The 21,962-nt window shown below is 76.5% G+C and carries 20 protein-coding genes and 1 pseudogene; 14 read left to right on the top strand and 7 right to left on the bottom strand.

Translation table 11 applies throughout. The features are described from left to right. Positions 1 to 25: 25 nt before the first annotated feature. The 10 genes from ABTY40_RS04675 to ABTY40_RS04720 all read left to right on the top strand — a co-directional run bounded on the left by ABTY40_RS04675 (position 26) and on the right by ABTY40_RS04720 (position 8,815). Positions 26 to 1,654 (top strand): nitroreductase family protein, encoded by a 1,629-nt coding sequence (locus ABTY40_RS04675; RefSeq protein WP_352058137.1) that lies wholly within the window; start codon positions 26 to 28, stop codon positions 1,652 to 1,654. Next, a complete protein-coding gene (locus tag ABTY40_RS04680) occupies positions 1,651 to 2,370 on the top strand; it encodes a nitroreductase family protein (protein WP_352058138.1) in 720 nt (239 codons plus the stop codon). Before ABTY40_RS04675 ends, ABTY40_RS04680 begins: the two co-directional genes overlap by 4 nt. Positions 2,371 to 2,438: 68 nt before the next feature. Beyond that, positions 2,439 to 2,603, top strand: coding sequence for a thiocillin family RiPP (locus ABTY40_RS04685; protein ID WP_309049837.1), 165 nt, complete (start codon positions 2,439 to 2,441; stop codon positions 2,601 to 2,603). Positions 2,604 to 2,671: 68 nt separating this feature from the next. Then, positions 2,672 to 2,839: a thiocillin family RiPP gene (locus ABTY40_RS04690; protein ID WP_309049836.1), complete on the top strand. Its 168-nt coding sequence runs from the start codon at positions 2,672 to 2,674 to the stop codon at positions 2,837 to 2,839. Positions 2,840 to 2,936: 97 nt separating this feature from the next. Next, positions 2,937 to 3,122, top strand: a complete 186-nt coding sequence (locus tag ABTY40_RS04695) for a thiocillin family RiPP (RefSeq protein WP_309049835.1) — start codon at positions 2,937 to 2,939, stop codon at positions 3,120 to 3,122. 96 nt (positions 3,123 to 3,218) lie between these two features. Next, positions 3,219 to 3,398, top strand: coding sequence for a thiocillin family RiPP (locus ABTY40_RS04700; RefSeq protein ID WP_185902699.1), 180 nt, complete (start codon positions 3,219 to 3,221; stop codon positions 3,396 to 3,398). A 239-nt stretch (positions 3,399 to 3,637) separates the two neighbouring features. Then, entirely contained in the window at positions 3,638 to 4,690 is a 1,053-nt protein-coding gene (locus ABTY40_RS04705; protein ID WP_352058139.1) for a PqqD family peptide modification chaperone, read from the top strand. Next, entirely contained in the window at positions 4,687 to 7,293 is a 2,607-nt protein-coding gene (locus ABTY40_RS04710; protein ID WP_352058140.1) for a lantibiotic dehydratase, read from the top strand. The genes ABTY40_RS04705 and ABTY40_RS04710 overlap by 4 nt, the downstream gene beginning before the upstream one ends. Further along, on the top strand, positions 7,290 to 8,192 hold the full coding sequence (locus ABTY40_RS04715) for a lantibiotic dehydratase C-terminal domain-containing protein (protein WP_352058141.1): 903 nt from the start codon (positions 7,290 to 7,292) through the stop codon (positions 8,190 to 8,192). The genes ABTY40_RS04710 and ABTY40_RS04715 overlap by 4 nt, the downstream gene beginning before the upstream one ends. Further along, entirely contained in the window at positions 8,192 to 8,815 is a 624-nt protein-coding gene (locus ABTY40_RS04720; protein WP_352058142.1) for a GOLPH3/VPS74 family protein, read from the top strand. The genes ABTY40_RS04715 and ABTY40_RS04720 overlap by 1 nt, the downstream gene beginning before the upstream one ends. A gap of 102 nt (positions 8,816 to 8,917) precedes the next feature. Here the strand turns inward: ABTY40_RS04720 and ABTY40_RS04725 are convergent, their stop codons facing one another. Continuing rightward, positions 8,918 to 9,910 (bottom strand): helix-turn-helix transcriptional regulator, encoded by a 993-nt coding sequence (locus ABTY40_RS04725; RefSeq protein ID WP_502990489.1) that lies wholly within the window; start codon positions 9,908 to 9,910, stop codon positions 8,918 to 8,920. Positions 9,911 to 10,210: 300 nt separating this feature from the next. Here ABTY40_RS04725 and ABTY40_RS04730 point away from each other — a divergent pair, with 300 nt between their 5' ends. Continuing rightward, a complete protein-coding gene (locus ABTY40_RS04730) occupies positions 10,211 to 10,906 on the top strand; it encodes a pyridoxamine 5'-phosphate oxidase family protein (RefSeq protein ID WP_352058143.1) in 696 nt (231 codons plus the stop codon). A 201-nt stretch (positions 10,907 to 11,107) separates the two neighbouring features. Here ABTY40_RS04730 and ABTY40_RS04735 read toward each other — a convergent pair whose 3' ends face one another. Then, on the bottom strand, positions 11,108 to 11,500 hold the full coding sequence (locus ABTY40_RS04735; RefSeq protein ID WP_345287973.1) for a DUF6479 family protein: 393 nt from the start codon (positions 11,498 to 11,500) through the stop codon (positions 11,108 to 11,110). A 153-nt stretch (positions 11,501 to 11,653) separates the two neighbouring features. On the opposite strand from ABTY40_RS04735, the gene ABTY40_RS04740 reads away from it, so the two are divergent. Together ABTY40_RS04740 and ABTY40_RS04745 are read left to right on the top strand one after the other, a co-directional pair. Continuing rightward, positions 11,654 to 12,163 (top strand): SigE family RNA polymerase sigma factor, encoded by a 510-nt coding sequence (locus ABTY40_RS04740; protein ID WP_352058144.1) that lies wholly within the window; start codon positions 11,654 to 11,656, stop codon positions 12,161 to 12,163. A gap of 104 nt (positions 12,164 to 12,267) precedes the next feature. Further along, positions 12,268 to 13,593, top strand: a complete 1,326-nt coding sequence (locus tag ABTY40_RS04745; protein WP_352058145.1) for a hypothetical protein — start codon at positions 12,268 to 12,270, stop codon at positions 13,591 to 13,593. 139 nt (positions 13,594 to 13,732) lie between these two features. Here ABTY40_RS04745 and ABTY40_RS04750 read toward each other — a convergent pair whose 3' ends face one another. Together ABTY40_RS04750 and ABTY40_RS04755 are read right to left on the bottom strand one after the other, a co-directional pair. Then, complete coding sequence (locus tag ABTY40_RS04750) at positions 13,733 to 15,436, bottom strand: bifunctional 3'-5' exonuclease/DNA polymerase (protein ID WP_352058146.1); 1,704 nt, start codon at positions 15,434 to 15,436, stop codon at positions 13,733 to 13,735. Positions 15,437 to 15,545: 109 nt separating this feature from the next. Next, positions 15,546 to 16,790 carry a LuxR C-terminal-related transcriptional regulator gene (locus tag ABTY40_RS04755; RefSeq protein WP_352058147.1) on the bottom strand — a complete coding sequence of 415 codons (1,245 nt, stop codon included), beginning with the start codon at positions 16,788 to 16,790 and terminating at the stop codon, positions 15,546 to 15,548. A 141-nt stretch (positions 16,791 to 16,931) separates the two neighbouring features. Between ABTY40_RS04755 and ABTY40_RS04760 the strand changes: the two genes are divergently transcribed. Next, on the top strand, positions 16,932 to 17,870 hold the full coding sequence (locus ABTY40_RS04760) for an NADP-dependent oxidoreductase (protein ID WP_352058148.1): 939 nt from the start codon (positions 16,932 to 16,934) through the stop codon (positions 17,868 to 17,870). A gap of 81 nt (positions 17,871 to 17,951) precedes the next feature. Here the strand turns inward: ABTY40_RS04760 and ABTY40_RS04765 are convergent, their stop codons facing one another. From ABTY40_RS04765 to ABTY40_RS04775, 3 genes and pseudogenes are all read right to left on the bottom strand, one after another. Continuing rightward, the gene (locus ABTY40_RS04765; RefSeq protein ID WP_352058149.1) at positions 17,952 to 18,518 is read right to left on the bottom strand and encodes a GNAT family N-acetyltransferase; all 567 of its coding nucleotides are present in this window, start codon (positions 18,516 to 18,518) and stop codon (positions 17,952 to 17,954) included. Between the two features lie 193 nt (positions 18,519 to 18,711). Next, a complete protein-coding gene (locus tag ABTY40_RS04770) occupies positions 18,712 to 20,826 on the bottom strand; it encodes an FtsX-like permease family protein (RefSeq protein ID WP_352058150.1) in 2,115 nt (704 codons plus the stop codon). Between the two features lie 191 nt (positions 20,827 to 21,017). Next, positions 21,018 to 21,809: pseudogene (locus ABTY40_RS04775) on the bottom strand (ABC transporter ATP-binding protein); the annotation flags it as partial. Between the last annotated feature and the right edge of the window lie 153 nt (positions 21,810 to 21,962).

A 21,962-nucleotide genomic window follows, 5' to 3' on the forward strand; every position in this document is an offset into this window, starting at 1 on the left:
GTCCCGAACCGGAAAGGAGGCCTCGATGCCGGACCACTCTGTGATCACCGCCGAAGCCATGGCCTCGGCCGCCCTGAACGACCCGCAGTTCCACGTCCCGGCACGGCCCAGGCTCCGGCGCGGGCTCTCCCTGCACCACACGCCCGAGGCCCTCGTCGTCGAAGGAACCCCCAAGAAGCAGCTGCTGCGCGGCGCCGCCGCCCGGGACCTCCTCCCGCGCCTGCTGCCCCTGCTCGACGGCAGCCGCGGCCACGAGGACGTCGCCGGCGCCCTCGGCATCCCGGCCACCACCGTCTTCAAGGCCCTCTCCCTGCTGTGGACCTGCGGCCTCATCGAGGAGGCCGCACCCCCGGAGTCGGCCGCCCGCGCCGCGGCCGTCCCCGCCCCGACGGCCGACTTCCTCTCCCGCATCGGCGACTCCACCGGCGCGAACCACGCCTGGGAGGAAGCCCTGGACCGGCTGGCCCGGGCCCGCGTCGAGGTCTTCGGCACCGGCCCGCTCGCCGCCGCCGCCCACCGCCACCTCACCGACTCGCTCGTACGGGCCGCCACCGGCACCGACCCCGGCAGGGGACCGGCACCCGGGACGACCCTCGCGGTCGCCGCCGGGCTCGGACCGGACGACTCGGCGGCCCTCGCCGCCTCCTGCGCCCTGGCCGGCGTCCCCCTCCTCCGCCTGGCGCTCACCGGCCGCACCGCGCACCTCGGGCCGTACGTGGACCTGGCGTTCACGCCCTGCCTGGCCTGCCGCACCGCCGAGGACCCGGCCGACGACCGGCCGGTGCTGCCCGGTGACGCCGACCTGGCCGCCGCGCTGTTCGCCCGCGACCTGTTCGCCCTGCTCTCCCGCAGCACGCCCGGACCGCTGCCCGCCCAGTGGCGCACGGTCGACCTGGCGGACCTCTCCCAGCAGCGCCGCTCGGCCGCCACCCGGCCCGGCTGCCCGTACTGCTCCGCCGCGCACGGCGGTGACCCGGCGGACCCGCCGCTCGCCGCGCGCTACGAGGCGGCGATCGCCTTCCCGCCCCGCGCGTACGCCGACGGCAAGGCCCACCAGGCCCACTACAAGCCCTCGAACATCGCCCTCCAGAACGACGAGAAGACCTGGCCCGTCGCCGCCGCCGTCCCCCTCCCGGAACCGCCGCTGGAGCTCCTGCGCTCCCCCCGGCCCACCGGCCTCGACGACGCGACCGCCGCCCTGCTCCTCGCCGTCACCGCGGGCCGCCGTGCCGTGCTCCCCGGCCGCGTGCAGCGCTGGACGGCGAGCGGCGGCAACATCGGCTCCGTCGTCGCCCACCTCGTGGTCCGCGACGTGCCCGGCCTGCGACCCGGCGTGTACGGGTACGTGGCCTCCGCGCACCGGCTGGCCCTGCTGTCCGCCGACCCGGGCGCGGTGCCCGGCGAGGCGCCCCTGACGGTCGTCCTCACCGGCGACTTCACCAAGGTGGCGAAGAAGTACTCGGCGTTCGCCCTGCGGATCGTCCTGCTCGACGCCGGCTGCGCCACCGCCACGCTCCGCGCCGCCGCGCACGCCCTGGACCTGCCGTGCGCCGTCCGCACCCGCTGGGACGACGCGGCGGTGGGCGCGGCCCTGGGGATCGACCCCGACCTGGAACCGATCACCACCCTCGTCGACCTGGGAGGAGCCCCGTGAGCGCCCCGCACGAACTGGCCCTGGACATGCTGGCGTCCTTCCGCGAGCAGCCGCCCGCCGCGACCGGCGTGACCGCCCTCGCCACGGCCCCCGCGCCCGCCCCCGTACCGGCGGCGCTCGGACCGGCCGTGACGGCCGCCCCGTACACGCCCCCGGCCGCGCCCCACGACCTGCTGACCACCCTGGAGCACCGGCGCTCGCTGCGCGGCTTCTCCCCCGAGCCCCTGCCGGCCGGACTGCTCGCCGACATCATGGCCCGCGCCCTGGAGCTGGACGCCGGTAGGGACCGGGAGGCGGCACAGCTGCCGCTCGAACTGACCGTCGTCGCCCACCGGCTGACCGGGATACGGCCCGCCGTCCACCGCTTCGACGCCGTCACGCGCGGCTTCACCCCGGTGATGGAACTGCCCACCGGAGCCGCCCGCTACGGCATGACGCTCCAGCCGGAGTTCTCCGACGCCGCCGCGATCGTCTCCCTCGGCGTCCCGCTGGACGCCGCCGCCCACCGCCACGGCGGGCACGGCTACCGGCTGCTGCTGACCCGCGCCGGCGCCGCCGCGTACGCGATGTGGCTGGACGGCGTCGCCCACGGCCTCGTCGGCAGCGTCTTCGCCGGCTTCATCCCGGCCGCCGTCCGCGGCCCGCTGCTCAGCGACGGAACGAGCCGCCAGCAGATCTTCGCGCTGGCCCTCGGCCTGCCGCCGTCGGCGCCCTGAGACTTCCCGCCCCGGTCCGGGGCGGGGGACCCGTGAACCACCCCACGACACCTGAGGAGGTGCCTTCCATGGAGGACATCGAGCTGTACGCCGTCGACGCCGAGGAACTGGCGATCGAGGAGCTGCCCGAGGGCAACGCGCTCGCGAGCTGGGCGTCCGCCGGATCGGCCTCGACCGCGTCCTGCCCGGCGACGTCCGCGTCGTCCCTCAGCAGCGCGTCCACCTACGGATGAGCCGCTGACCCACCGGCCGGCCCGCCCGGCCCCCCGCACCGCACCCACTCGGAGAGGAGAGCAACACCATGGAGAACGAGTTCGAGCTCTACGTCGTCGACGGTGACGAGCTGGCCATCGAGGAGCTCCCGGAGGGCAACGCCCTCGGCTGCTTCTTCTGCGCCGGATCGGCTTCGACCGCGTCCTGCCCCGGCACGTCCGCGGCCACCGCGTCGTCCGCGTCGACCCTGGGCTGACCCGGCCCCGTCCGCCGGAAGACCGCCCCGGCCACCGGCCGCCCCGCCCACCACGTGGCGGACACCCACCATCCACCACCCCTGAAGGGAACCCCTCATGCAGGACTTCGACGACCTCGAACTGGACCTGACCGCCGACGAGCTGGCCTCGGACGCGCTCGGTCTCGAGCCCCTCAAGGAAGGCGTCGCCCTCGGCACCTGGGCGACCGCGAGCACCGCCTCGTCCGCCTCGTGCCCGACGAGCACCGCCTCCTCCTCCGCGAGCGCCTCCAGCTTCGGCTAGAGCGGAGCGCCCTCGCGGCGCCCCTTCCATGCCCCCTCGCCCGCCGTCCGGGCGGACGAGGAACCCGAAGGAAACCCGAGAAAGGAAGTGAACGCCATGAACGAGAACCTCGACACCGAGCTCGAACTGTGGTCGGAGTCCCTGGACCTGGAGGTCCTGCAGGACGCGGTGAGCCCCGGCTTCACCACCGCCTTCTGCGGCGCCTGCGCCGGCTCCGCGAGCTGCCCCGTCGGCTGCGTCGGCTCCATGAGCAGCGTCTCCAGCCAGGGCGGCTGATCCCACCGAGGAACGGCCGGCCCGCCGGTCGAATCCCTGGGCTCCGGGGTGGTCCTAGTACCCCGGGGCCCAGGGCCCCCAGCCCGGTCCGCTGTTCCCGGACCGGACTGAACCCCACCAGGTTAGAACCAGGCGGCCCGGCACGGTAGCGGGCCGGCCGCCGCAGCGGAGGGAGGAACCGCGCCGTGGATGTGTGCACTGCACCCAAACTCCGGGAGGATCTGGAGATCATCAGGGGGATGGACGACCACCCCTTGGTGTTCGACCCGCAGGGCGGGACGTATCACCGGCTCACCAGATCGGCCGCGGCCCTGCTCCGCCAGTTCGACGGGACGCGCTCGCTGGACGAGCTCTCGGCGCTCATGGCCGAGCGCCGGGGCGTCCCCGCCGAGGGCGTGCGCGGTGAACTCGACACGTTCGTCGGGGAGCTCACCCGCAGCGGGCTCCTCGTCGGCAGCGAGCCCGAGCAGACCCCGAAGAAGCGCGCCGGCGGCCGCTTCGGCACCAGCATGCTGATGCCCCGCTTCGTCCTCACCCGTTCCCTCCCGGCGGTCCTGGAGCCCGTGGCCCGGCTGCTCCGCCTGGTCCCGGCCCGGCTGTCGGTCGGCGTCTTCGCCGGCGGCGGTGTCCTCGGCATCCTGCTCGGCCTCTACGCGGTGATCACCGCGGCGCCTGCGGCCCGCGACCTCCTCGGCACCGGGACGCTCGTCGCGATCGGCCTGATGCTGTTCCAGATCCTCGTGCACGAGAGCGCCCACGCGATGGTCTGCCAGGTGCTGAAGGTGCCCGTCCGGGGCCTCGGGGTGGCGCTGCTGTTCTACTTCATGCCGCTCGCGTACGTGGACCGCACCGACGCCTACCGGGTCCGATCCCGTGGCGGACGCGTCCTGCTCGCCCTCGCCGGGCCGCTCAGCGACGGCTGGTTCACCGGCGCCGCCGCCCTGCTCGTCCTCACCACGGACGGCCCGCTCGCCCAGGTCGCCGGGGCGCTGCTGATCTTCCAGATGCTCAACCTCGTCACCAACGTCAACCCCATGCTGCCGAGCGACGGTTACGCGGCACTCGAGGCGGGCTTCGGTCTCGTGGACGCCCGGGGCCGGGCCTTCACCCTGCTCAAGCACCGCCTGCTGGGCCGCCCGCTGCCGGGCTTCCTGGAGCGGATGCCGGCCCGCAGCCGCCGGCTGCACGTGACGTACGGGATCGTGTGCAGCGTCTACACCGTGGCGCTCGCCTACTTCGTGATCCAGTCGCTCGTCTGGTCCTTCGACCTGGTCGGACGGTCGATGCCATGACCGTCCCGACCGCGTCGACCGGCCTGGTCACGCCGACCGCCCCGATCGCCGTGCCCCCCGCGCCCTCCCCGGCCGCCACCGCCCCCGAGATCTCCGGCCCCCTCGTCACCCGGGTGGGCGGCCTGCCCACCGAGGCCCTGGACCTCGTGCCGTCCGCCACCCGCCGGGCCGTGGCCGAGGCCGCCGACGCCCGTGCCGTACGGGAGCGGCTCCGGCCGGCCCTGGAGGACCTCTGCTTCACGCTGGTGCCCCTCCTGGACGACGAGGTGCCGCTGCGCCGCACGGTGCTGGCCGCCAAGCGGGCCGTACACCGGCTGCGGGCGCTGCCCTGGGGCGACGACCTGCCGCCCCGGCTCGCCGAGCGGGCGGGGCCCGAAGCGGCCGAGGCCTTCGCCGGGTGGCAGGCGGCCGTCCGCCGGTGCGAGGAGACCACCGGGCACCTCGACACGCTGCTGGCGGGGGACCGGGCGGCGGTCCCCGCCGCGCTCGCCGCGCACCTCGCGGAGCCGGGCTTCGCGCGGGCCGCCGCGCTGGCCGCCCCCGACTGGCTGCGGCACGGTCGCCCGCGCCGCCGTCCCGCCGAGAGCCGCAACCTGCGGACGCTGTACTCGTACGTGTCCCGGGCCGCCGTGAAGACGAGCCCGTTCTCCACGCTGACCACCGTCGGCGAGGGCGGCGTGCCCGCCGGCGCCGCCGGGTCCCGGCCCGCCGCCCACAGCTACGCCGCCACCGCGCTCGCGCAGCTCGCCGTGCGGTGCCTGGCCCGCGAGCCCGGCACGGCCGGACTGCTGCGCTACCGGCTCGCACCCCTCCGGCCCGGCGGGCCCGAGGCCCCCGCCGGTCTCGTCCTGCTCCCCGAGCCCGTCGCCGACGGCGGCCTGGCCTGGCGGCTGGACCGGGTCGTGGAGGCCGACCACGCGGCGCCCTGGCTCGCCGCCTTCGCGCCCGAAGGCGACCACGGCCTCGAAGGGCTCCTCGCCGGGCTCGGCGGCTCCGACCCCTTCCGCCGCTTCCGGCGGCTCCTCGACACCGGCCTCATCAGCCCCGTACCGCCCTGGCGGCGCGGCGAGGACCCGGTCGGCGCCGTGGCGGAGCTGCTCGCGGACCACCCGTACCCGCGGGGGATGGCCGGCGGGGCGGACGGTGGCTCCCTCCCGGCGGCCGGGAGCGGGGGACCCGGCGGCCTCGCCGCCGAGGTGCGGGAGCTGCGGGACTCCGCCGCCGCGCTCGCGGCGGCCGGGGAGGAGGAGCGCGTCGAGACGCTGACCCGGGCCCGGGCCACCGCCCGGCGCTGGGCCCGCCGGGCGGGCCTGGACCGCTTCGAGTCGGGGGAGGTGCTGTACGAGGACGTGGCCGCGGACCTCGCGCTGCCCGCCGTGCTCGACGTGCCGGAGGTCCGTGCCGACCTGACCGAACTCGGCCGCCGGATGCGGCCCTTCCTCTTCCGTTCCCATCTCTACGACGTCCTCGTGGACCGTTTCACCGCCGCGTACGGGCCGGGCGGCACCTGTGCCGACGTGCTCGGGTTCCTCATGGGGATCGCCGTCGACGGCGACTCCCAGCCCGACCTGGACCGGGCGGCCGTCGCGGACCGCGCCGCCCGGGAGACCGCCGGCGAGCGGGCCTGGCTGCCGGTCGGGCCGAGCAGCGCGCCGCCCGCCGCGGCCGTGCTGTTCCAGCTCGCCGCCTCCGGGCTCCCGGCGGTCCGCGCCGGCGACTACCGCCTCGTCGTCAACCAGTTCAACCCGGGTACGGGCGGGCTCGTCACCCGCTTCGGGCCCCTCCTCGGCGAGGGCTTCCGCGACCGGCTGCACGCCCACGTCCAGGCGTGCTGGCCCGGCCGCGCGTGCCGGGAGCTGGTGCTCTGGACGGAGGTCAACACCGCCCAGTCGCGCTCGGCGGGCCTGCTGCCGCCCCTGCTGCTGCCCGGCGAGACCCCGGGGGACGGCGGCCTCGACCTGGCCGACACGGTCCTCACGCACGATCCGGACGAGGGCACCCTGGCCCTGCGTGACCGCACGGGCGCACCGGTCGGGCTCGCCTACCTCGGCCTCGTCCCGCCGCACCTCTTCCCGCCCTTCGCCCGGCTGCTCGCCGTGCTCGCCGACCCGTGGGTGAACGGCTCGCCGCACTCGGACTACGTGCTGCCGTTCGCGCTCCAGGAGCAGCGCCGTGACGAGGTCGTGCCGATGCCCCGTACGGGCTTCGGCCGCGTCACCACCTCCCGGGCCGCCTGGGTCGTCCCGGCGGCGGCGCTGCCGCTGCCCCGGCCCGGCGAGAGCGACGCGGAGACGGCGCTGCGCGCCGAGGAGTTCCGGCGCCGCCACGGCCTGCCCGAGGAGGTCTTCGTCCACCGCCTGACCGGCTTCGGGCCGGGCGAGCCGGGCGCGGGCACGGACCGCAAACCGCTGTGGGTCTCGCTGGCCTCCCCGCTCTCGCTGTCCGTGCTCGCCCAGTGGGCCGGCCCGGCCACCGGCCACCTGCGGCTGGTCGAGGCCCTGCCGGACCGGTCCGCGCACCCGCTGCGGGACGGAGCGGGCGGCACCCGGGCCGCCGAGCACATTTCGCTGCTGCGCTGGCGGCGGCCGGAGGAGGAGGCATGAACGTGACCGACGGCGGGGGCGTCCCCGAGCGGGACTGGTGGTACGTACGGGTCTATCCCGGCGGCCCCGGGCGCATGGACGCGGCGGTCCGCACCCTCGTGCCGTGGCTGGCCGAGCGGGCGGCGCGGCTCGGCAGCGACGAGTGGTTCTTCCTGCGCTACTGGGATGCCACCGGCCACCACCTGCGGCTGCGGCTGCGCGCCGGGAGCGACGCGGTGGACGCCCTGGACGCCACGGCCCGCGAGGAACTCACGGGCCTCCTCGACACGCTGGAGGAGCGGCCCGAGGACTCGGTCGGCCTGCTGCCCGGCACGCTGCCGCCCGGCTCGCCCGCGCGGGGCGTCGTACCGGCCCTGTACGCGCCGGAACTGGCCAAGTACGGCGGCCCGGACGGCGTCGCCGTCGCCGAGCGCGTCTTCCGACTCGACAGCGCCTTCTGCGCCGGCGGGGACCTGGCCGCGCTGCCCCGCCGCTACGAACGGGCCGCGCACGCCGTCCACTTCGCGCGGGCGCTCGCCGAGCGGGTGCTGACCCCGGAGGAGCGGGACGTCTTCTGGGTGCGCCACCGCACCCGCTGGGGCTGGCAGTTGCGCATGGCGGCCGGAGGCGAGCAGCTGCGCCCGCTCCTCGGCCGGGTCGCGGCGGGCGTCCGGGAGCTGGGGCCGCCCGCGCCCGGTGCGCGGGACCGGATCGAGGCGCACGCGGACGCGGTGGCCGGTCTTCTCCTGCGCGCGCCTGGCGCGCGAGATCATCAGTTGCTCCACCACCTGCACATGGTGATGAACCGGCTGGGCTTCCCGCCCGGTGAGGAAGCGGCGCTCGGGATGCTGGCGGGGAAGACCGCCGGGAAGCCGGCGGACACGGCCGGCGTGGGGCCCGTACGAGAGGAACGTCTGTGATGACCTTGGCAGCCGACATGATCCTGCTCGCCTTCGACGAGGAGGGCGGCAGACTGCCCGTCCGGCAGTCCCTCGCCCCGGCGGTCCGCGGCGCGCTTCTCGCCGAACTTCTCGCCGGGGGGCAACTGGTGGACGAGGACGGTACGGCCAGGGCGGCGGGTGACGCCCCGCAGGACGCCGCGCTGCGGCACGTGTGGCAGCGGGTGACCGCGGAGCCGGGCCGGAAATGGCTGCACTGGGTGCGGAAGGACGGCCGCGAGTCGATCCACGAGGTGCTGCGGGGGATGGCGAAGGACGGGCTCCTGGAGCAGAGCACCAGCCGGGTCCTCGGGGTCTTCCCGCTGAACCGGGCAGAACTCACCCCGGCCGGTCTCGCCGCCGCGGCGGAGGTACGGGCGGCGGTGGTGGCGACCGCCGAGGCGAACGGGACCGGCGCGGGCGGCGACCGGTTCGCCCTGCTGGCCGGCCTCGCCCATGCGGGCGGCCGGCTGGGTACGGCCCTGTCGTCGGACCGGCGCAGGGCGCTCAAGCCGCGCCTGACCGCCCTGTCGGACGGCGCCGCCCCGGTCTCGGCGGCGGTCCGCCGCGCGGTCCAGGACCTCCAGGGCGCGGCCGTGTCCTGACCGGCCGGCTCCGCTCCGGGTGTCCCGGTCGCCTGGCGCCGGCCGGTCCGCCGGACCGCTCCGGCCCGGCTCCGTCCGTCCTCCGGGACCGGATCCCGGCCGTCAGATCCAGCCGCGTTCGCGCGCCAGCAGGGCGGCGTGCGGGCGGCTGGACGCGCCGAGGAGCCGGAGGAGTTCGGCCACGTGGCGCCGGTAGGTCCGTACGGACATGCCCAGGTCCCGGGCACCGATCTCGTCCTTGCCGACGTGGCACATGGACGTGAGGACCTGCCGTTCGATGTCGGACAGCCCGCCGGGGCTGTCCTCCGGTTCCTCGATGACCGACGCCAGGTCCGTGGCCTGGCACCAGATCTTCTCGAAGAGGGCGAGGATGCCGGAGACGAGGCCGGTCTCCTGGGCGACGAGGGCGCCGCGCGAGGTGTCCTCGGGGTCGACGGGGACGAGCGCGGTGCGCCGGTCGTAGACGAGGATCCGCTCGGAGAGGTCGTCGGCCGCTCTGATCTGGGCGCCGTGGGCGGTGAGTTCGCGCAGGTAGCCGACGGTCAGGGGATCGTCGAGCGCCTCGCGCAGCACCACGTTCCGGATGCGGACGCCCCGGCTGAGGCAGCGCATGTCCAGCGGGCGGGAGTGCTCGATGTTCGCCGGGGTGAGCGCGGTGTACGGCTCGACGGAGAGGATCTCCTCGCGGGCGAAGAAGGCGAGGTCGTCGATGCGGCTGCGGATCTGCGCCACGTTCTCCATGCGCTCGACGGCCTGCGGCGCGGAGCGGGCGGGGCACTGCTCGTCGCGGAGTTCCGTGACGAGGTGCCGGGAGCGGGTGACCCGCTGGAGTTCCTCGTGCAGTTCGCGCAGCCGGAGGTCGGTGAGCCGGTCGACGGCGATGGCCGGATCGGTCGGGCAGACGGTGCGCCGGTCGGTCGGATAGAGCAGGCCGAGGGCGCGGAGGCGGTCCAGCGCGGCGGCCACGGCCTCGCGTTCGGCCCGGAGCAGGACGTGGATGTCGCCGTCCGTGGTGTCCGGATTCCGCAGGAAGTGGCGATAGACGCTCTCCTCCAGCGCGGAGATCCCGAGGACCTGCATGCCTGCTGCCACCATTCGAGCTCCCCCAGCTCTGAGTGCATACCGGTGCGGCGTCCCCGCTGGTCAGGCGTGGAAGGCGCGTCCGATGGTGGGATGCACTGTAATGCCCGGGTAAAACCGGCGCACCGCGGCTTGATCCCAATGTGAGGTGGATCACCTTGCGGGCGGGGGTCCTCCCATGTCCTTCCCGTCCCCGGCCGCACCGGACGGCCGGGCGTTCCGACAGATGGGCGGCGGTGGCGGCGACCGGCGGACGGCCCGTACAAACACGGGTGAGCGACCGGTCAGGTCGCGGGGAACCGCCCGAGGGGGATCATGAGCACCGCCACGCCCAGCCCGACACCCGGTGACGAACTGGAGGTCACCGAACGGACCCGGCTGCGCCGGATGCGGCAGAAGGGGAGCCGTCGCAGGGCCGACCTGGACGCCGTGCTCGCGGCCGGCTTCCTCTGCCACCTGGGGGTGACGGTCGACGGGGTGCCCATGGTCGTGCCCACGGTGTACGGCGTCGACGGCGACCGGCTCTACCTGCACGGTTCGGTCGCGAGCCGGAGCCTCGTCCAGGCCCCGGACGCCACCGTCTGCGTCACCGTCACCCACGTCGACGGCCTCGTGCTGGCCCGCTCGGTCTTCGAGCACGGCGTCAACTACCGCTCCGCGATGATCTACGGCGTGCCGGTGGCCGTCACCGACCCGGAGGAGAAGCTCCGCGGTCTGCGGGCGCTCACCGAGCGGTGCGCACCGGGGCAGTGGGAGTACGCCCGGCGGCCCAGCCGCAAGGAGCTGGCCGCGACCGCGCTGCTGGCCCTCGATCTGACGGAGGCCTCCGTGAAGACGCGCAGCGGCCCGCCGGACGACGGCGACTCGCAGGACGCGGCGCTGGGGCTGTGGGCGGGCGAGCTGCCGGTGGTCACCACCTTCGGGGCGCCCGTCCCCGACCCGGTCCTGGCGCCGGGCATCGCCCCGCCCCCGCACGTCGCCGAGCGCGCGGGCCGGGCGGTCGGCGGCTGAGGCGCGGGCCCCGGCGCGACCGGCTCGGAGCGGCGGGAGCGCCCCTGCCCGGGAGGGCGCGGGAACGCCCCGGCCCCGGCGAGGGCGGTGCCTCGTCCGGGGCCGGGTGGGGCGCCCTGCGTGACCGGGGCGCGGGGCGGGAGCGCGGGGGCGTCATGCTCCGGCGGGGCGGCCGGTGCGCCCGGGCGGCCGGCGGCGGCCTCAGTCGCCGTGGCCCGTGCCCCCGCTGCCGAACCCGCCACTGGAGATGCCGCCCCACTTGCGCTTCTCCTCGCTCGGCGGTTCGGGCGAGGTCTCGGTACCGGAGGTGCCGGAGTCCTTCAGCTGGTAGGGCATGAGCCGGTGCTCGCCGTCGGTCTGCGGCATCTCGGCCGGCCGGCGGTACTCGGACATCTCACCCGGGAGCCGGTCGGTCTCCGGGCGGCGCGGCTGCTCCTCGGGCTTCGGCGGCCCGGGCTCGCGGTCACGGATCCGGAAGCCGATCCACACGGCTCCGATGAGGACCACCACGACGATCAGACCGGCGAGGAACTGGCCGAGGCCCGACTGCCAGACTCCAGCGGCCAGGTTCTGTGCTGCGCTGAGAGTGTTCATACCGACAGGCCTACCCCGTACCGGTTCGTCGGATACGTCCCAAAGGCACTGTCTCCCGAAAATCGCGGGCCTGTTTGAAACATTTCCCCTCCGCCGTCGCGTCAGTCAGGTGTACGGCGATCACGCCGGGCGACCGCGAGGGAAGGGAGGGGCATGAGGAAGTCCCGCGCGGACGGATTCCTGGAGTTCGCCTCCGCACGATCGGGCCACCTGTACCGGTCCGCATGCCTGCTGACCAGCGGCGACACCCATCTCGCCGAGGACCTCACGCAGGAGACCCTCGGCCGCATGTACGCCCTCTGGGGCCGGATGCACCGGGTCGGCAACCCGGCCGCGTACGCCCAGACCGTTCTCGTCCGCACCTTCCTCACGCACCAGCGGCGCCGGTCGGCCACCGAGCGCCCGCTCGGCGAGCTGCCCGACCGCGCCCCCGACAACGGCGAGGACCCGGCCCTGCGGATCGCGCTCCTCGACGCCCTGGCGAGCCTCGCGCCCAAGGACCGGGCGGTGGTGGTCCTCCGCTACTGGGAGGACCGCAGCATCGAGGAGACCGCCGACGCACTGCACGTGAGTTCCGCGGCGGTACGCACCCGGTGCAGCCGGGCGCTCGCCACGCTCCGGGGCCGGCTCGGCGGCACCCTCGCGGAGTTCGCCGCCCGCTGAGCCCCCGCACCCGCACCGCCCGCCGGCTCCCGGGCCCGCGCAGGCCGGCTCGGGCCCGCCGACACGTACTCTTCCACCCACCGACCGGAAACGGTGATCTCGGCATGCCTCACGACGACCTCCCCCTTGACCCTTTCGACCGGAATGACCGGTCCGGGCACTTCGAGGACGAACTCGGCGCCGTCCTGCGCACCACCGGCGCCGCCTTCGCCGCCGACAACCGCCCCGAGCTGGTCCCGGGCGGGCTGCGCCGCGGCCGCCGCCGCCTCGTCCGCCGCCGCCTCGCGACGGCCGGCGGCGCGCTCGCCCTCGTCGCGGTCGCCGCCGGCGGGGTCCACGGCGCCGGGCTGTTCGCACCGTCCCGGAGCGGCGCCCCGGCGGCCGTGGCCCAGCGGCCCGCGGACGTGCCGACCGCCCCCGGCGACGCCACCGCCGGGGTGCCGGGCGAGAAGGACCCGCACCGGGCCACGATCCCCGTCGACGACCTGGCCACCGTGCTCAGGGACCACGCCCCCGCCGGCACCTGGCAGATCATGAACGCGGGCGGCACCGGGCACCACGTCTCCGGCGTGTACGACGACGGCCGGGGCCGGGCGGCCGTCACGGTCGGGCTGTACCGCGCCCAGGGCGACGGAGAGGCGGGCGCCGGGCAGGTCACCTGCCCCTCCAAGATCCACACCGGGTACGACTCCTGCACCACCGAGCGGCTGCCGAACGGCTCCCGGCTCATGGTCCTCCAGGGTTACGAGTACCCCGACCGGCACGTGGACACGAAGGTCTGGCGCGCGGTCCTGCTCACCCGGGACAACTTCCTCGTCGACGCCAGCGAGTACAACGCGCCCGCCGAGAAGGGCGCCGCCGTCACCCGCGCCGACCCGCCCTTCACCCCGCGCCAGCTCAAGGCCCTCGTCACCGCCGAGGCGTGGAAGCCGCTGCTGGAGCGCCTGCCCGTCCTCCCGGTGCGGAAGCCGACGGCGGACCCCGGGCGGCCCGCCGAGCCCAGCGGCCCGGCCCTCCAGGCGGCGCTGCGCTCCCTGCTGCCCGCGGACGTCGAGGTCACCGACCAGGGCGGCGACGCCGGTTACGGCTACGCCGTCGTGGACGACGGCCGGGGCAAGAGCCTGATCGAGATCAACGTCCAGCCGGACATGAGCGACGTACGGAGCAGCCTCTTCGGCACCGGGGAGGTCACCACGCTGCCCGACGGGCGTCTGGTCAAGGTCGAGAAGCGGCCGGGGGAGAAGGGCGGCGCGGGCGTCGTCTGGTGGACCGTCGACACCATGACGCCCGCGGGCTTCCGGGTCGTCGTCTCCGCCTTCAACGCCGGCAGCCAGCGCGAGGCGGCCACGCGGCCCGAGCCCGCGCTGACGACGGAGGAGCTGAAGAGGATCGCGCTCAGCCCGAAGTGGCAGAAGCTGTCCGCGAAGTAGCGGCCCCGGGCGGCCCCGGCGGTCCTGGCGATCGGCCCGCCCGGGGATCGCCCGGGGGCGACCCGCCCGTACGCGGGCCGGAGGAGCGGTGGGGTCTCCTCCGGCCCGCGTCCCCCTCCCCCCGCCGGGAGCGCGCCGCCTACTTGGCGTCGGAGTACCGCTCGACCACGGCCGTCGTGAACGGGAAGCGCACCGGCGTCACCCCGAACGTGACCCGCCCCGCCTCGTCCCCGGCCTCCCGGATCGCCTCCGCCACGGCCGCCGCCTCCTGACGCGGGCAGTGCACGATCACCTCGTCGTGCTGGAAGAAGACCAGCTCGGCCCGCATCCCCGCGAGCGCCCGCCGCAGCGCCGCCAGCATCACCAGGGCCCAGTCGGCGGCGCTGCCCTGGACGACGAAGTTGCGGGTGAACCGGCCGCGCGCCCGCGCGTTCCCGGAGGCGTACCCGGGCGTGAACCCGGACCCCGGTCCGCCGTCCTCCGCCGGCAGGTCCGCCGCCTCCTGCGGGATGCCGGCCTCCTCGTCCTCGCCCGCGCCCACCGCCCGGGGGCTGGTCCGGCCGAGCCAGGTCCGTACGAGCCGGCCCTCCTCGCCGGCCTTCGCCGCCTCGTCGACGTAGGCCACGGCGCGCGGGAAGCGGCGGCGCAGGGCCGCCAGGTTCTTCAGGCCGTCGCCGCTGGTCTGGCCGTAGATCGCGCCGAGCAGCGCGAGTTTGGCGTGGTTCCGGTCGCCGGAGAACGCCCGGTCGGACAGGCGCGTGTACAGGTCGTCGGGGTGCCCGGCCACCTCCATGAGCCCGGGGTCCCGGGAGATCGCGGCCAGCACCCGCGGCTCCATCTGGTCGGCGTCCGCGACCACGAGCCGCCAGCCCTCGTCCGCGACGACCGCCCGCCGGATCACCTTCGGGATCTGCAGCGCCCCGCCGCCGCTCGTCGTCCACCGCCCGCTGACCGTGCCGCCGGGCACGTACTCCGGCCGGAACCGGCCGTCGCGCACCCAGTCCGCCAGCCACGACCAGCCGTGCGCCGTCCAGATCCGGTACAGCTTCTTGTAGGCGATCAGCGGCTTCACCGCCGGATGGTCGATCTCCTCCAGCTCCCAGCGGCGCGTGGACCGCACCCGGATGCCGGCCTGCGCGAACGCCTTCACCACGTCGGCGGGCAGGTCCGGACGGACCCGGCGGCCGAAGGCGGCCGACACCTCGTCCGCCAGCTCGGCCAGCCGGCGCGGCTCCCCGCCGCCCGCGTACCGCTCGCCGAGCAGCTCCCGCAGCAGCTCCCGGTGCTCGTCGGCCCGCCACGGCAGCCCCGCCCGGTGCATCTCGGCGGCGACGAGCATTCCCGCCGACTCGGCGGCCGTGAGCAGCCGCATCCGGCCCGGATGCTCGGCCCGGTCGTGCCGGCGCTGCTGCTCCGCGTAGACGGCGAGGAGCCCCTCGAAGGGGACGGGCGCGGCCGGACGCGGCTCGAAGAGGGAGGCCTGCGTGCCCGGTTCGGCGCCGCGCTGCGGAGGGTCGGGTGGTACGGGCGCGTTCCGCAGGCGCGCCCAGGCCGCGGCCGCCGAGCGGGGCTCGCCCAGGCGCCCCTCGTGCCCGAGGAGCAGCTGCTCGGCCGCCTCGACGTCGTAGCACCGCTCGACCCGCACCCCGGCGGCGAGCAGCCGCGGATACACCTCGGCCGTCGACCGCCACACCCACCGGGCGACCTCCGGCCGGGACCGCACCGCCGTCACCGCGTCCGGTGCGCGCCGCGCCTCGCCGGCGGGCAGCCCGTCCGGCCCGAGGGGGACGAGCAGCACGCCGTCCCCTTCCGGCTCGGCGGCCAGCGCCCACCTCTCGCTCATGGGTGCGAGTCTGGCACCCGCCACTGACAGCCCCGCGAAGGCGCCGCCGGGACTCCACCGATCAGGACCGCCACCGGTCAGGACCGCCACCGGGCGGGGCCGCGCGGTCTCAGGCCGCCGCGTGGAAGAGGGCGGCGGCCTCGCCGCGCGAGGCGACGCCCAGCTTGGTGAGGATGTTCGCCACGTGGAACTTCACCGTCGACTCGCTGATGTGCAGCTCCTGCGCGATCCGCCGGTTCCGGTGCCCGAGGGCCAGGTGCCGCAGCACCTGCACCTCCCGCTCGCCGAGTCCGGCCAGCGGGTGCGCGGCCTCCGCCGGAGCCTGCGGGGTGGCCAGCGGGATCACCGCCGTCAGCGTGGTGCCCCACCCGGGCACGGAGTCCACGTCGAGGCGTCCGCCGAGCACCTCCAGGCGGTCCCGGACGGTGCCCGCGCCGACCTCGCAGGAGGACAGGGCGCCCGGCCCGTCGTCCCGCACGGCGACCCGCAGCTCCTGTTCCGTCAGCTGCCAGCCGACGTGGACCCGCCGCACCGGCTCCTGCTCCAGGACGATCAGGAGGAGTGAGCGGACGATCGCCCGCGCGCTGTGGGCCACATCCGCCGGGAGGGAACGCGCCGAGTCGGGCGCCCCCAGGTCGAGCCGGACGGGGCTGTGCCGCAGCAGCGGGCGGAGTTCGTCGGCCAGCCGCCCGAACGCCTCCTGTGCGGGCTCCTCGGCGAGCGCCCGGTCGCGGTGCCACGCGGACCGCGTCTCGACGAGCGCGGTGGCGGCCAGGTCGGTGGCGGTCGCGCGGGCCGTGGTGTCGTCCAGGGCGCGGCTGCGGAGCACGGCGAGGACGCCGGAGAGCGCCGCCGCGTGCGTGGCCGTCAGCTCGGCGATCACCCGCGCCCGGGTGTCGGCCGCCGTCCGCGAGCGGGCCAGCGCACCCGGCAGGGCCTCGCTGGCGAACCGGTCGAAGTGGCTGGTCACCAGGTCCCAGAGGGCCTGTGCGACGGCGAGTTCGTCCGGGCCCGCGGGGGCGGAGCCGTTCTCCCGCACGAGCACGAGGACCGAGCCGCGCAGGGTGGCGTCGCTGGCGACGGCGACGACCGCCCGCTCCCTGCCGCCGACGGTGGCCGTCCCCTGCCAGGGCTTCCCCGGCACGCCCGCGTCGAGGAGCGGTGCCAGTTCGGCGGCGGTGAGCAGCTCCGTACCGCCGGCCGTCTTGAAGGGGGAGTGGGCGCAGTGCGTGGACAGTTCGGCGGCGCCGACGTGCGGGACGATCGGGGCGAGGGCGGCGGAGACCCGGGGCAGGATGTCGCCGAGCGGCTGCCGGAGGATCTCGTACGCGGTGGTCAGCGTGAGCGCGTCCATGGTCGGGAGCCTAGTGAAGCGGCCCGCCCGGGCGGCCGTTCTTTCGGCCAGGTGCGACTGGCCGTCGGGAGGGCGGGGCGCGGCGGGTCCGGGGCGCAGGCTGGGGCTGTCGCGGACGAACGGGCCGCTGTGGAGGGGACGATGGAAGCGATCGTGTACGAGGAGTTCGGCGGGTCCGAGGTGCTGCGCCACGTGACGGACGCGGCCGTGCCGGAGCCGGGGCCCGGCGAGGTGCGGGTCGAGGTTGTGGCGGCCGGGGTCAACCCGGTGGACTGGAAGCGCCGTTACGGATGGGTGGAGGAGTTCTACCCGACGACGTTTCCCGCGGTGCCGGGGCTGGAGTTCGCGGGCCGGGTCGACGCGCTCGGTGCGGGTGCGGCGGAGGCGACGGGGCTGGCCGTGGGGGACGAGGTGTTCGGCTGGACGAAGACCGGTGCCTACGCCCGGTACGCGCTGGCCGACCTGGTCCTGCCCAAGCCCGCCGGCCTCTCCTGGGAGGCCGCCGCGAGCCTGCCGGTGGCGGGGGAGACGGCCCGCCGGGTCCTAAACCTGATCGGGGTCCGGGCGGGCGAGACGCTGTTCCTGCACGGGGCGGCGGGCGTGGTCGGGACGGTGGCGGCGCAGCTCGCGGCGGCGGACGGGATCACGGTCGTCGGCAGCGCGTCGGAGGGCAACCACGCGTACCTGCGGGAGCTGGGCGTGCTTCCGGTGGCGTACGGGGACGGGCTGGCCGAGCGGGTACGGGCGGCGGCCCCGCAGGGGGTGGACGCGGTGTTCGACGCGGCCGGGCACGGGGTGCTGCCGGTGGCGATCGGCCTGCTGGGAGGGGAGGGCCGGGCGGCGAAGGAGCGGATCGTGACGATCGCGTCGCCGGACGCGGCGGAGCACGGCATCGCCTTCTCGGGCCTGATGGCGGACCGGGAGTCGGTACGGTCCTGGCTCACCGCCCAGGCCCGCGCCGCGGCCGGGGGAACCCTGCGGGTCCGCCTGGCCGAAACCCTCCCCCTGAAGGAGGCGGCCCGGGCCCAGGACCTGAGCGAATCGGGCCACGCGCGGGGGAAGCTGGTGCTGGTCCCGTAGGGGGCGGGGCGCCCGCCGGCGCTCCGGGGCCGGTGTCGCGGTCCGGCCCCGGTGTCCCTCAGGCCGGGCCGGGTCCGCTGCTCAGCGGGGCCGGGGCCCGGCGGCGGCGTGCCAGTCCGGGGCGAGGACCGACCAGACCTCCTCGTCGATCCGCCGGCCCCGGTAGTGGTAGCTCTCCCGCAGGACGGCGTCCCGCTTCATGCCCAGCCGGCGGGCGACCGCGATGCTCGGCTCGTTGTCGGCGGACACGACCCACTCCACCCGGTGGACGCCCCGCACCTCGATCGCCCAGCCGATGAGCTTCCGCGCCGCCCGGGTCACCAATCCGCGCCCCACCGCGGCGGGTTCGAGCCAGCAGCCCGCCTCCGCCACTCCCGCGGAGACGTCGAGGGTGCGCAGGATGACCGCGCCGACCAGGGTGCCGTCGAGCCAGATGCCATGGATGCGGCCCGTGTCGGCGGCCGCCTTCTCGGCGTACGCCCGCAGGAACGCCCGGCTCGACTCGAGGTCCTTCACGACGTCCGGCAGCCCGTTGCGCGCGCCGATGAACTCCCGCCCCCGGTCCATGTGCGCCAGGAACTCCCCGGCCTGCCACGGTTCGAGCGGACGCAGCTCCGCCCCGTCGTCACCCAGTCGGGTCGCGTACATGGTCACCCCTCCACGGTCGTGCTCCTGCGTGTACGGCGGTCGGATCCTCTCAACCCCCACCGCCGGTGACCAGGGGCATCCGCCCCGCGTCCACCTGGGGCGCGACCGGGGGGGCCGGGACGCCGGACCCCACGGGGCGGGGCGGTGACCCGGCTCCGACCCCGGTCACCGCCCCGTGTCCCACCATGGCCGCTCAGCGCGTGAGGCGCCACGCGGGGAGGGCCGCCGCCGCGACCGCGGCCGCCGCGCACGTCACGGCCACCGCGCCGACCGTGGCCCACGGCAGGGCGAGGGCGGTCGGTGCCGACAGGGCGGCGAGGCCCGCGCCGAGGGTGCCGAGGCAGAGCGCCGTCACCCCCAGGCCGAGGACCGTCCCGATCGCCACGGCGAACAGCGCCTCGCCCGCCACGACCCGCACGGTCTGCGCGCGGGTGGCGCCGGCGAGCCGGAGCGAGGACAGTTCCCCGCCGCGTACCGAGGTCGCCATGAGCAGCGTGTTGACGAGCGCGATCAGCGCGTAGACGACGGCGATGCCCAGGACCAGGGCCAGGCCGGCCCGCGCCTGCGGGCTGCTCGGGGGGTGGTCGGCGGCCGTGCGCGCCGCGACGGTCGCGACCTGCCCGCCGCTCGCCGCCAGGGCGCCCGTGACCGCCTCCTCCTCGCCGCCACCCGCCTCGATGCGGTCGACGGCCGAACCGGGGGCGTTCGCCCGCGTGACGTAGGGCCCGTTGCCGCCCGTGCCGCGGGCGAGGACGGCCGCCACCCGGAGCCGTACCGGACCCCGCCCGTCCGCCGTCCACACGTCGACGGACTCCCCGACCCGGCGGCGCTCGAACTCCTCGTGGACGACGATCGACCGGTCGTCCAGGTCGCGCAGGTCACCCGCGACGACCGGGAGCCGGGCCAGCTCGGCGAAGGCCGCCGGGTCGTCGACGGCACGGGCCACGTACCGTACGACCGCCTCGGCCCCCTCCCGTACGAAGAGGGTGGTCGCCCCGGAGGCGGACACCACGGTCCCGGGTGGCGCCGCGACCGGCCGCAGCCGCTCGCCCGTCGCCACCCACGAGGCCGCCGTCGCCTCCCGGGCCTCGGCGCCCCTGGCCCGCGTCACGCTCGCCGCCGAACCGAACAGCGTCCCGGCCAGCGCGACGGCCACCAGGACGGGCGCGGCGACGGCGGCGGTGCGGCGCACGGCGGCCCGGCTGTTCTCCCGTACGAGCGTGCCGACCGCCCCGCCCGCCGGCAGCAGGCGGGTCAGGGGCCGGACGAGCAGCGGCGCCAGCAGGGCCGTGCCGCCGATGAGCAGCATCGGGAGGGTCGTGTACGTCTTGCGCTTGAGCAGCGCGGAGGGGTCGGTGGCGTACGTGTGGAGGAGCAGCCCCGCCCCGGTGAGGAGCAGCCCCGCGCCGAGCAGCGCCCGGCCCGCAGGGAGGGCGCCGGCGTCGACGTCGGCCTCGCGCAGGACGGCCGTGGGGCCGGTCCTCCCGGCACGGTGGGAGGCGGCGGCGGCCCCGCTGAGGGCGACGGCCAGCCCCGTCCAGAAGGCCAGGTGGTACGGCCAGGCGGCGTCCCCGGCCCTGAACCAAGCGGGTGCCAGTCCCTGCTCCACCAGCGTCCGGGCGAGGACGGGCGCACCGAGGGAGCCGAGGACGCACCCGGTCGCCGAGGCGAGCGCGCCCACCGCCGCCGCCTCCGTGAGGAGCAGCCGGCGGACCTGACCGGGGGTGGCTCCGGCCGCGCGCAGGAGGCCGAACTCGCGGCGGCGCAGGGCGACCGCGAAGGCGAAGGTGGAGGCGACGACGAAGACGGAGACGAAGACGGCGACGCCGCCGGAGGTGCCGAGGAGGGCGTTGAGGCCGGTGAGCGCCTCGGCGTCCGCCGTGTGGCCGGGGTCGGCGCGGCGGCGGTCGGCGCCGGTGAGGACCCGGGCGCGATCGCCGACGAGGGCGCGTACGCCGGCGGCCGGGGCGTCCACGCCCACGGCGTCGGGCCCGCCGGAGGCGGTGACGGTCCAGCGGGCGCGCAGCTCGCGCAGCAGTTCGCTGTCCACAGGCTGTGGACGGTCGAGCGGCCGGGACACGGTCGCGGTGCCCGGCCCGCGCCGGACGGGCAGGGTGAGCCGGTCCTGCCCTTGGACCACGACGGGCGAGGAGGCGAACCGCTCGGGGGCGCGGTCCGGCGCGCGGAAGGTGGCGGAGAGTCCGAGGCCCGTCGTGACGAGCAGCCCCACGCCGAGGGCGAGGGCCAGGAACCCGCCGAGGAGGGAGGCCCAGCGGGCGCGCAGCCCGGCGGCGGCGACGCTCAGCATTCCGCGCCCTCCGCCGCTCCCGTGGTGACGCGCGGACCGGCGCCGGTGGTTCCGGCCGGGGCGGTGTCCTTTCCGGTGCCCGCCACCGGGCCCGCGCCGCGACCCTCCCACGGGTCTTCCACCGGGCCCTGCCACCAGCCCGCCTCCGAAACCTCCCGCGACGTCTCACCGGCACGTTCCCGGGAGGCTCCCGGGGCGCTCTCCAGGGCGGCCATGCGGGCCGCGACGGCGCCGGCCGTCGGCGCCCGCAGCTCGCCGGTGACCCGCCCGTCGACCAGGAGGACGACCCGGTCCGCGCGGGCCGCCGCCACCGGATCGTGGGTGACCATGACGACGGTCTGCCCGCCGTCGACCAGGCCGCGCAGCAGGTCCAGGACCTCGCGGCCGGTCGTCGAGTCCAGCGCCCCGGTCGGCTCGTCGGCGAAGAGGACGGCCGGGCGGGTGATCAGGGCGCGGGCGACGGCGACCCGCTGGCACTGCCCGCCGGACAGTTCGCCGGGCCGGTGCCGCTCCCGCCCGGCGAGGCCGACGCGGGCCAGTGCCTCCCGCACCTCGTGGCGGGACGGGCGGCGGCCGGCGAGGCGGAGCGGGAGGGCCACGTTCTGCGCGGCCGTCAGGGAGGGGAGGAGGTTGAAGGACTGGAAGACGAAACCGATGAGGTCCCGCCGCAGCAGCGTCAGCCGCCGCTCGCCCAGGCCGTCCAGGCGGACGCCGCCGACCTCCACGCTGCCCGCCGTCGGCCGGTCGAGCCCGGCCGCGCACCGGAGCAGGGTGGACTTGCCGGAGCCGGACGGGCCCATGACGGCGGTGAAGGTGCCGGCGGGGAGGTCGAGGTCGACGCCGTCGAGGGCGCGGACGTCCCGGTGCCGCCGGACGAGGCCCCGGAGGCGTACGGCCACGGGCGCGGCCGGCGCGGCGGGCAGGCCGGGGACACGGGGGGCCGGGGTGGCGGGCGGGTCGGGTGTGGTCGGCGTGGTGGTCATGGCTCCAGCGAACCGTTTCGGCCGGTCCCGGTCACGGCCACTGCCGGGCGTCCCGGGGGTAGGGCCAGGCCTACCTCCGAGGCCCGCGCGGCCCCCGCGCCCCCGCCGCCTGAGACCATCGTGCCGAGACGGACAGGACCGCCGAAGGAGGCA

Origin of the sequence: Streptomyces sp. NPDC126503 (assembly GCF_040302405.1) — a bacterium.
Lineage (GTDB): Bacteria > Actinomycetota > Actinomycetes > Streptomycetales > Streptomycetaceae > Streptomyces > Streptomyces gulbargensis.

Bases quoted from the DNA above. Each gene is read 5' to 3' on its own strand.
- ABTY40_RS04740 (WP_352058144.1), top strand. From the start codon at position 11,654: ATGAGGAAGTCCCGCGCGGACGGATTCCTGGAGTTCGCCTCCGCACGA.
- ABTY40_RS04690 (WP_309049836.1), top strand. From the start codon at position 2,672: ATGGAGAACGAGTTCGAGCTCTACGTCGTCGACGGTGACGAGCTGGCC.
- ABTY40_RS04770 (WP_352058150.1), bottom strand. From the start codon at position 20,826: ATGCTGAGCGTCGCCGCCGCCGGGCTGCGCGCCCGCTGGGCCTCCCTC.
- ABTY40_RS04760 (WP_352058148.1), top strand. From the start codon at position 16,932: ATGGAAGCGATCGTGTACGAGGAGTTCGGCGGGTCCGAGGTGCTGCGC.
- ABTY40_RS04745 (WP_352058145.1), top strand. From the start codon at position 12,268: ATGCCTCACGACGACCTCCCCCTTGACCCTTTCGACCGGAATGACCGG.
- ABTY40_RS04675 (WP_352058137.1), top strand. From the start codon at position 26: ATGCCGGACCACTCTGTGATCACCGCCGAAGCCATGGCCTCGGCCGCC.
- ABTY40_RS04705 (WP_352058139.1), top strand. From the start codon at position 3,638: ATGGACGACCACCCCTTGGTGTTCGACCCGCAGGGCGGGACGTATCAC.
- ABTY40_RS04730 (WP_352058143.1), top strand. From the start codon at position 10,211: ATGAGCACCGCCACGCCCAGCCCGACACCCGGTGACGAACTGGAGGTC.
- ABTY40_RS04715 (WP_352058141.1), top strand. From the start codon at position 7,290: ATGAACGTGACCGACGGCGGGGGCGTCCCCGAGCGGGACTGGTGGTAC.
- ABTY40_RS04695 (WP_309049835.1), top strand. From the start codon at position 2,937: ATGCAGGACTTCGACGACCTCGAACTGGACCTGACCGCCGACGAGCTG.
- ABTY40_RS04685 (WP_309049837.1), top strand. From the start codon at position 2,439: ATGGAGGACATCGAGCTGTACGCCGTCGACGCCGAGGAACTGGCGATC.
- ABTY40_RS04720 (WP_352058142.1), top strand. From the start codon at position 8,192: ATGACCTTGGCAGCCGACATGATCCTGCTCGCCTTCGACGAGGAGGGC.
- ABTY40_RS04710 (WP_352058140.1), top strand. From the start codon at position 4,687: ATGACCGTCCCGACCGCGTCGACCGGCCTGGTCACGCCGACCGCCCCG.
- ABTY40_RS04765 (WP_352058149.1), bottom strand. From the start codon at position 18,518: ATGTACGCGACCCGACTGGGTGACGACGGGGCGGAGCTGCGTCCGCTC.
- ABTY40_RS04750 (WP_352058146.1), bottom strand. From the start codon at position 15,436: ATGAGCGAGAGGTGGGCGCTGGCCGCCGAGCCGGAAGGGGACGGCGTG.
- ABTY40_RS04755 (WP_352058147.1), bottom strand. From the start codon at position 16,790: ATGGACGCGCTCACGCTGACCACCGCGTACGAGATCCTCCGGCAGCCG.
- ABTY40_RS04725 (WP_502990489.1), bottom strand. From the start codon at position 9,910: ATGGTGGCAGCAGGCATGCAGGTCCTCGGGATCTCCGCGCTGGAGGAG.
- ABTY40_RS04735 (WP_345287973.1), bottom strand. From the start codon at position 11,500: ATGAACACTCTCAGCGCAGCACAGAACCTGGCCGCTGGAGTCTGGCAG.
- ABTY40_RS04700 (WP_185902699.1), top strand. From the start codon at position 3,219: ATGAACGAGAACCTCGACACCGAGCTCGAACTGTGGTCGGAGTCCCTG.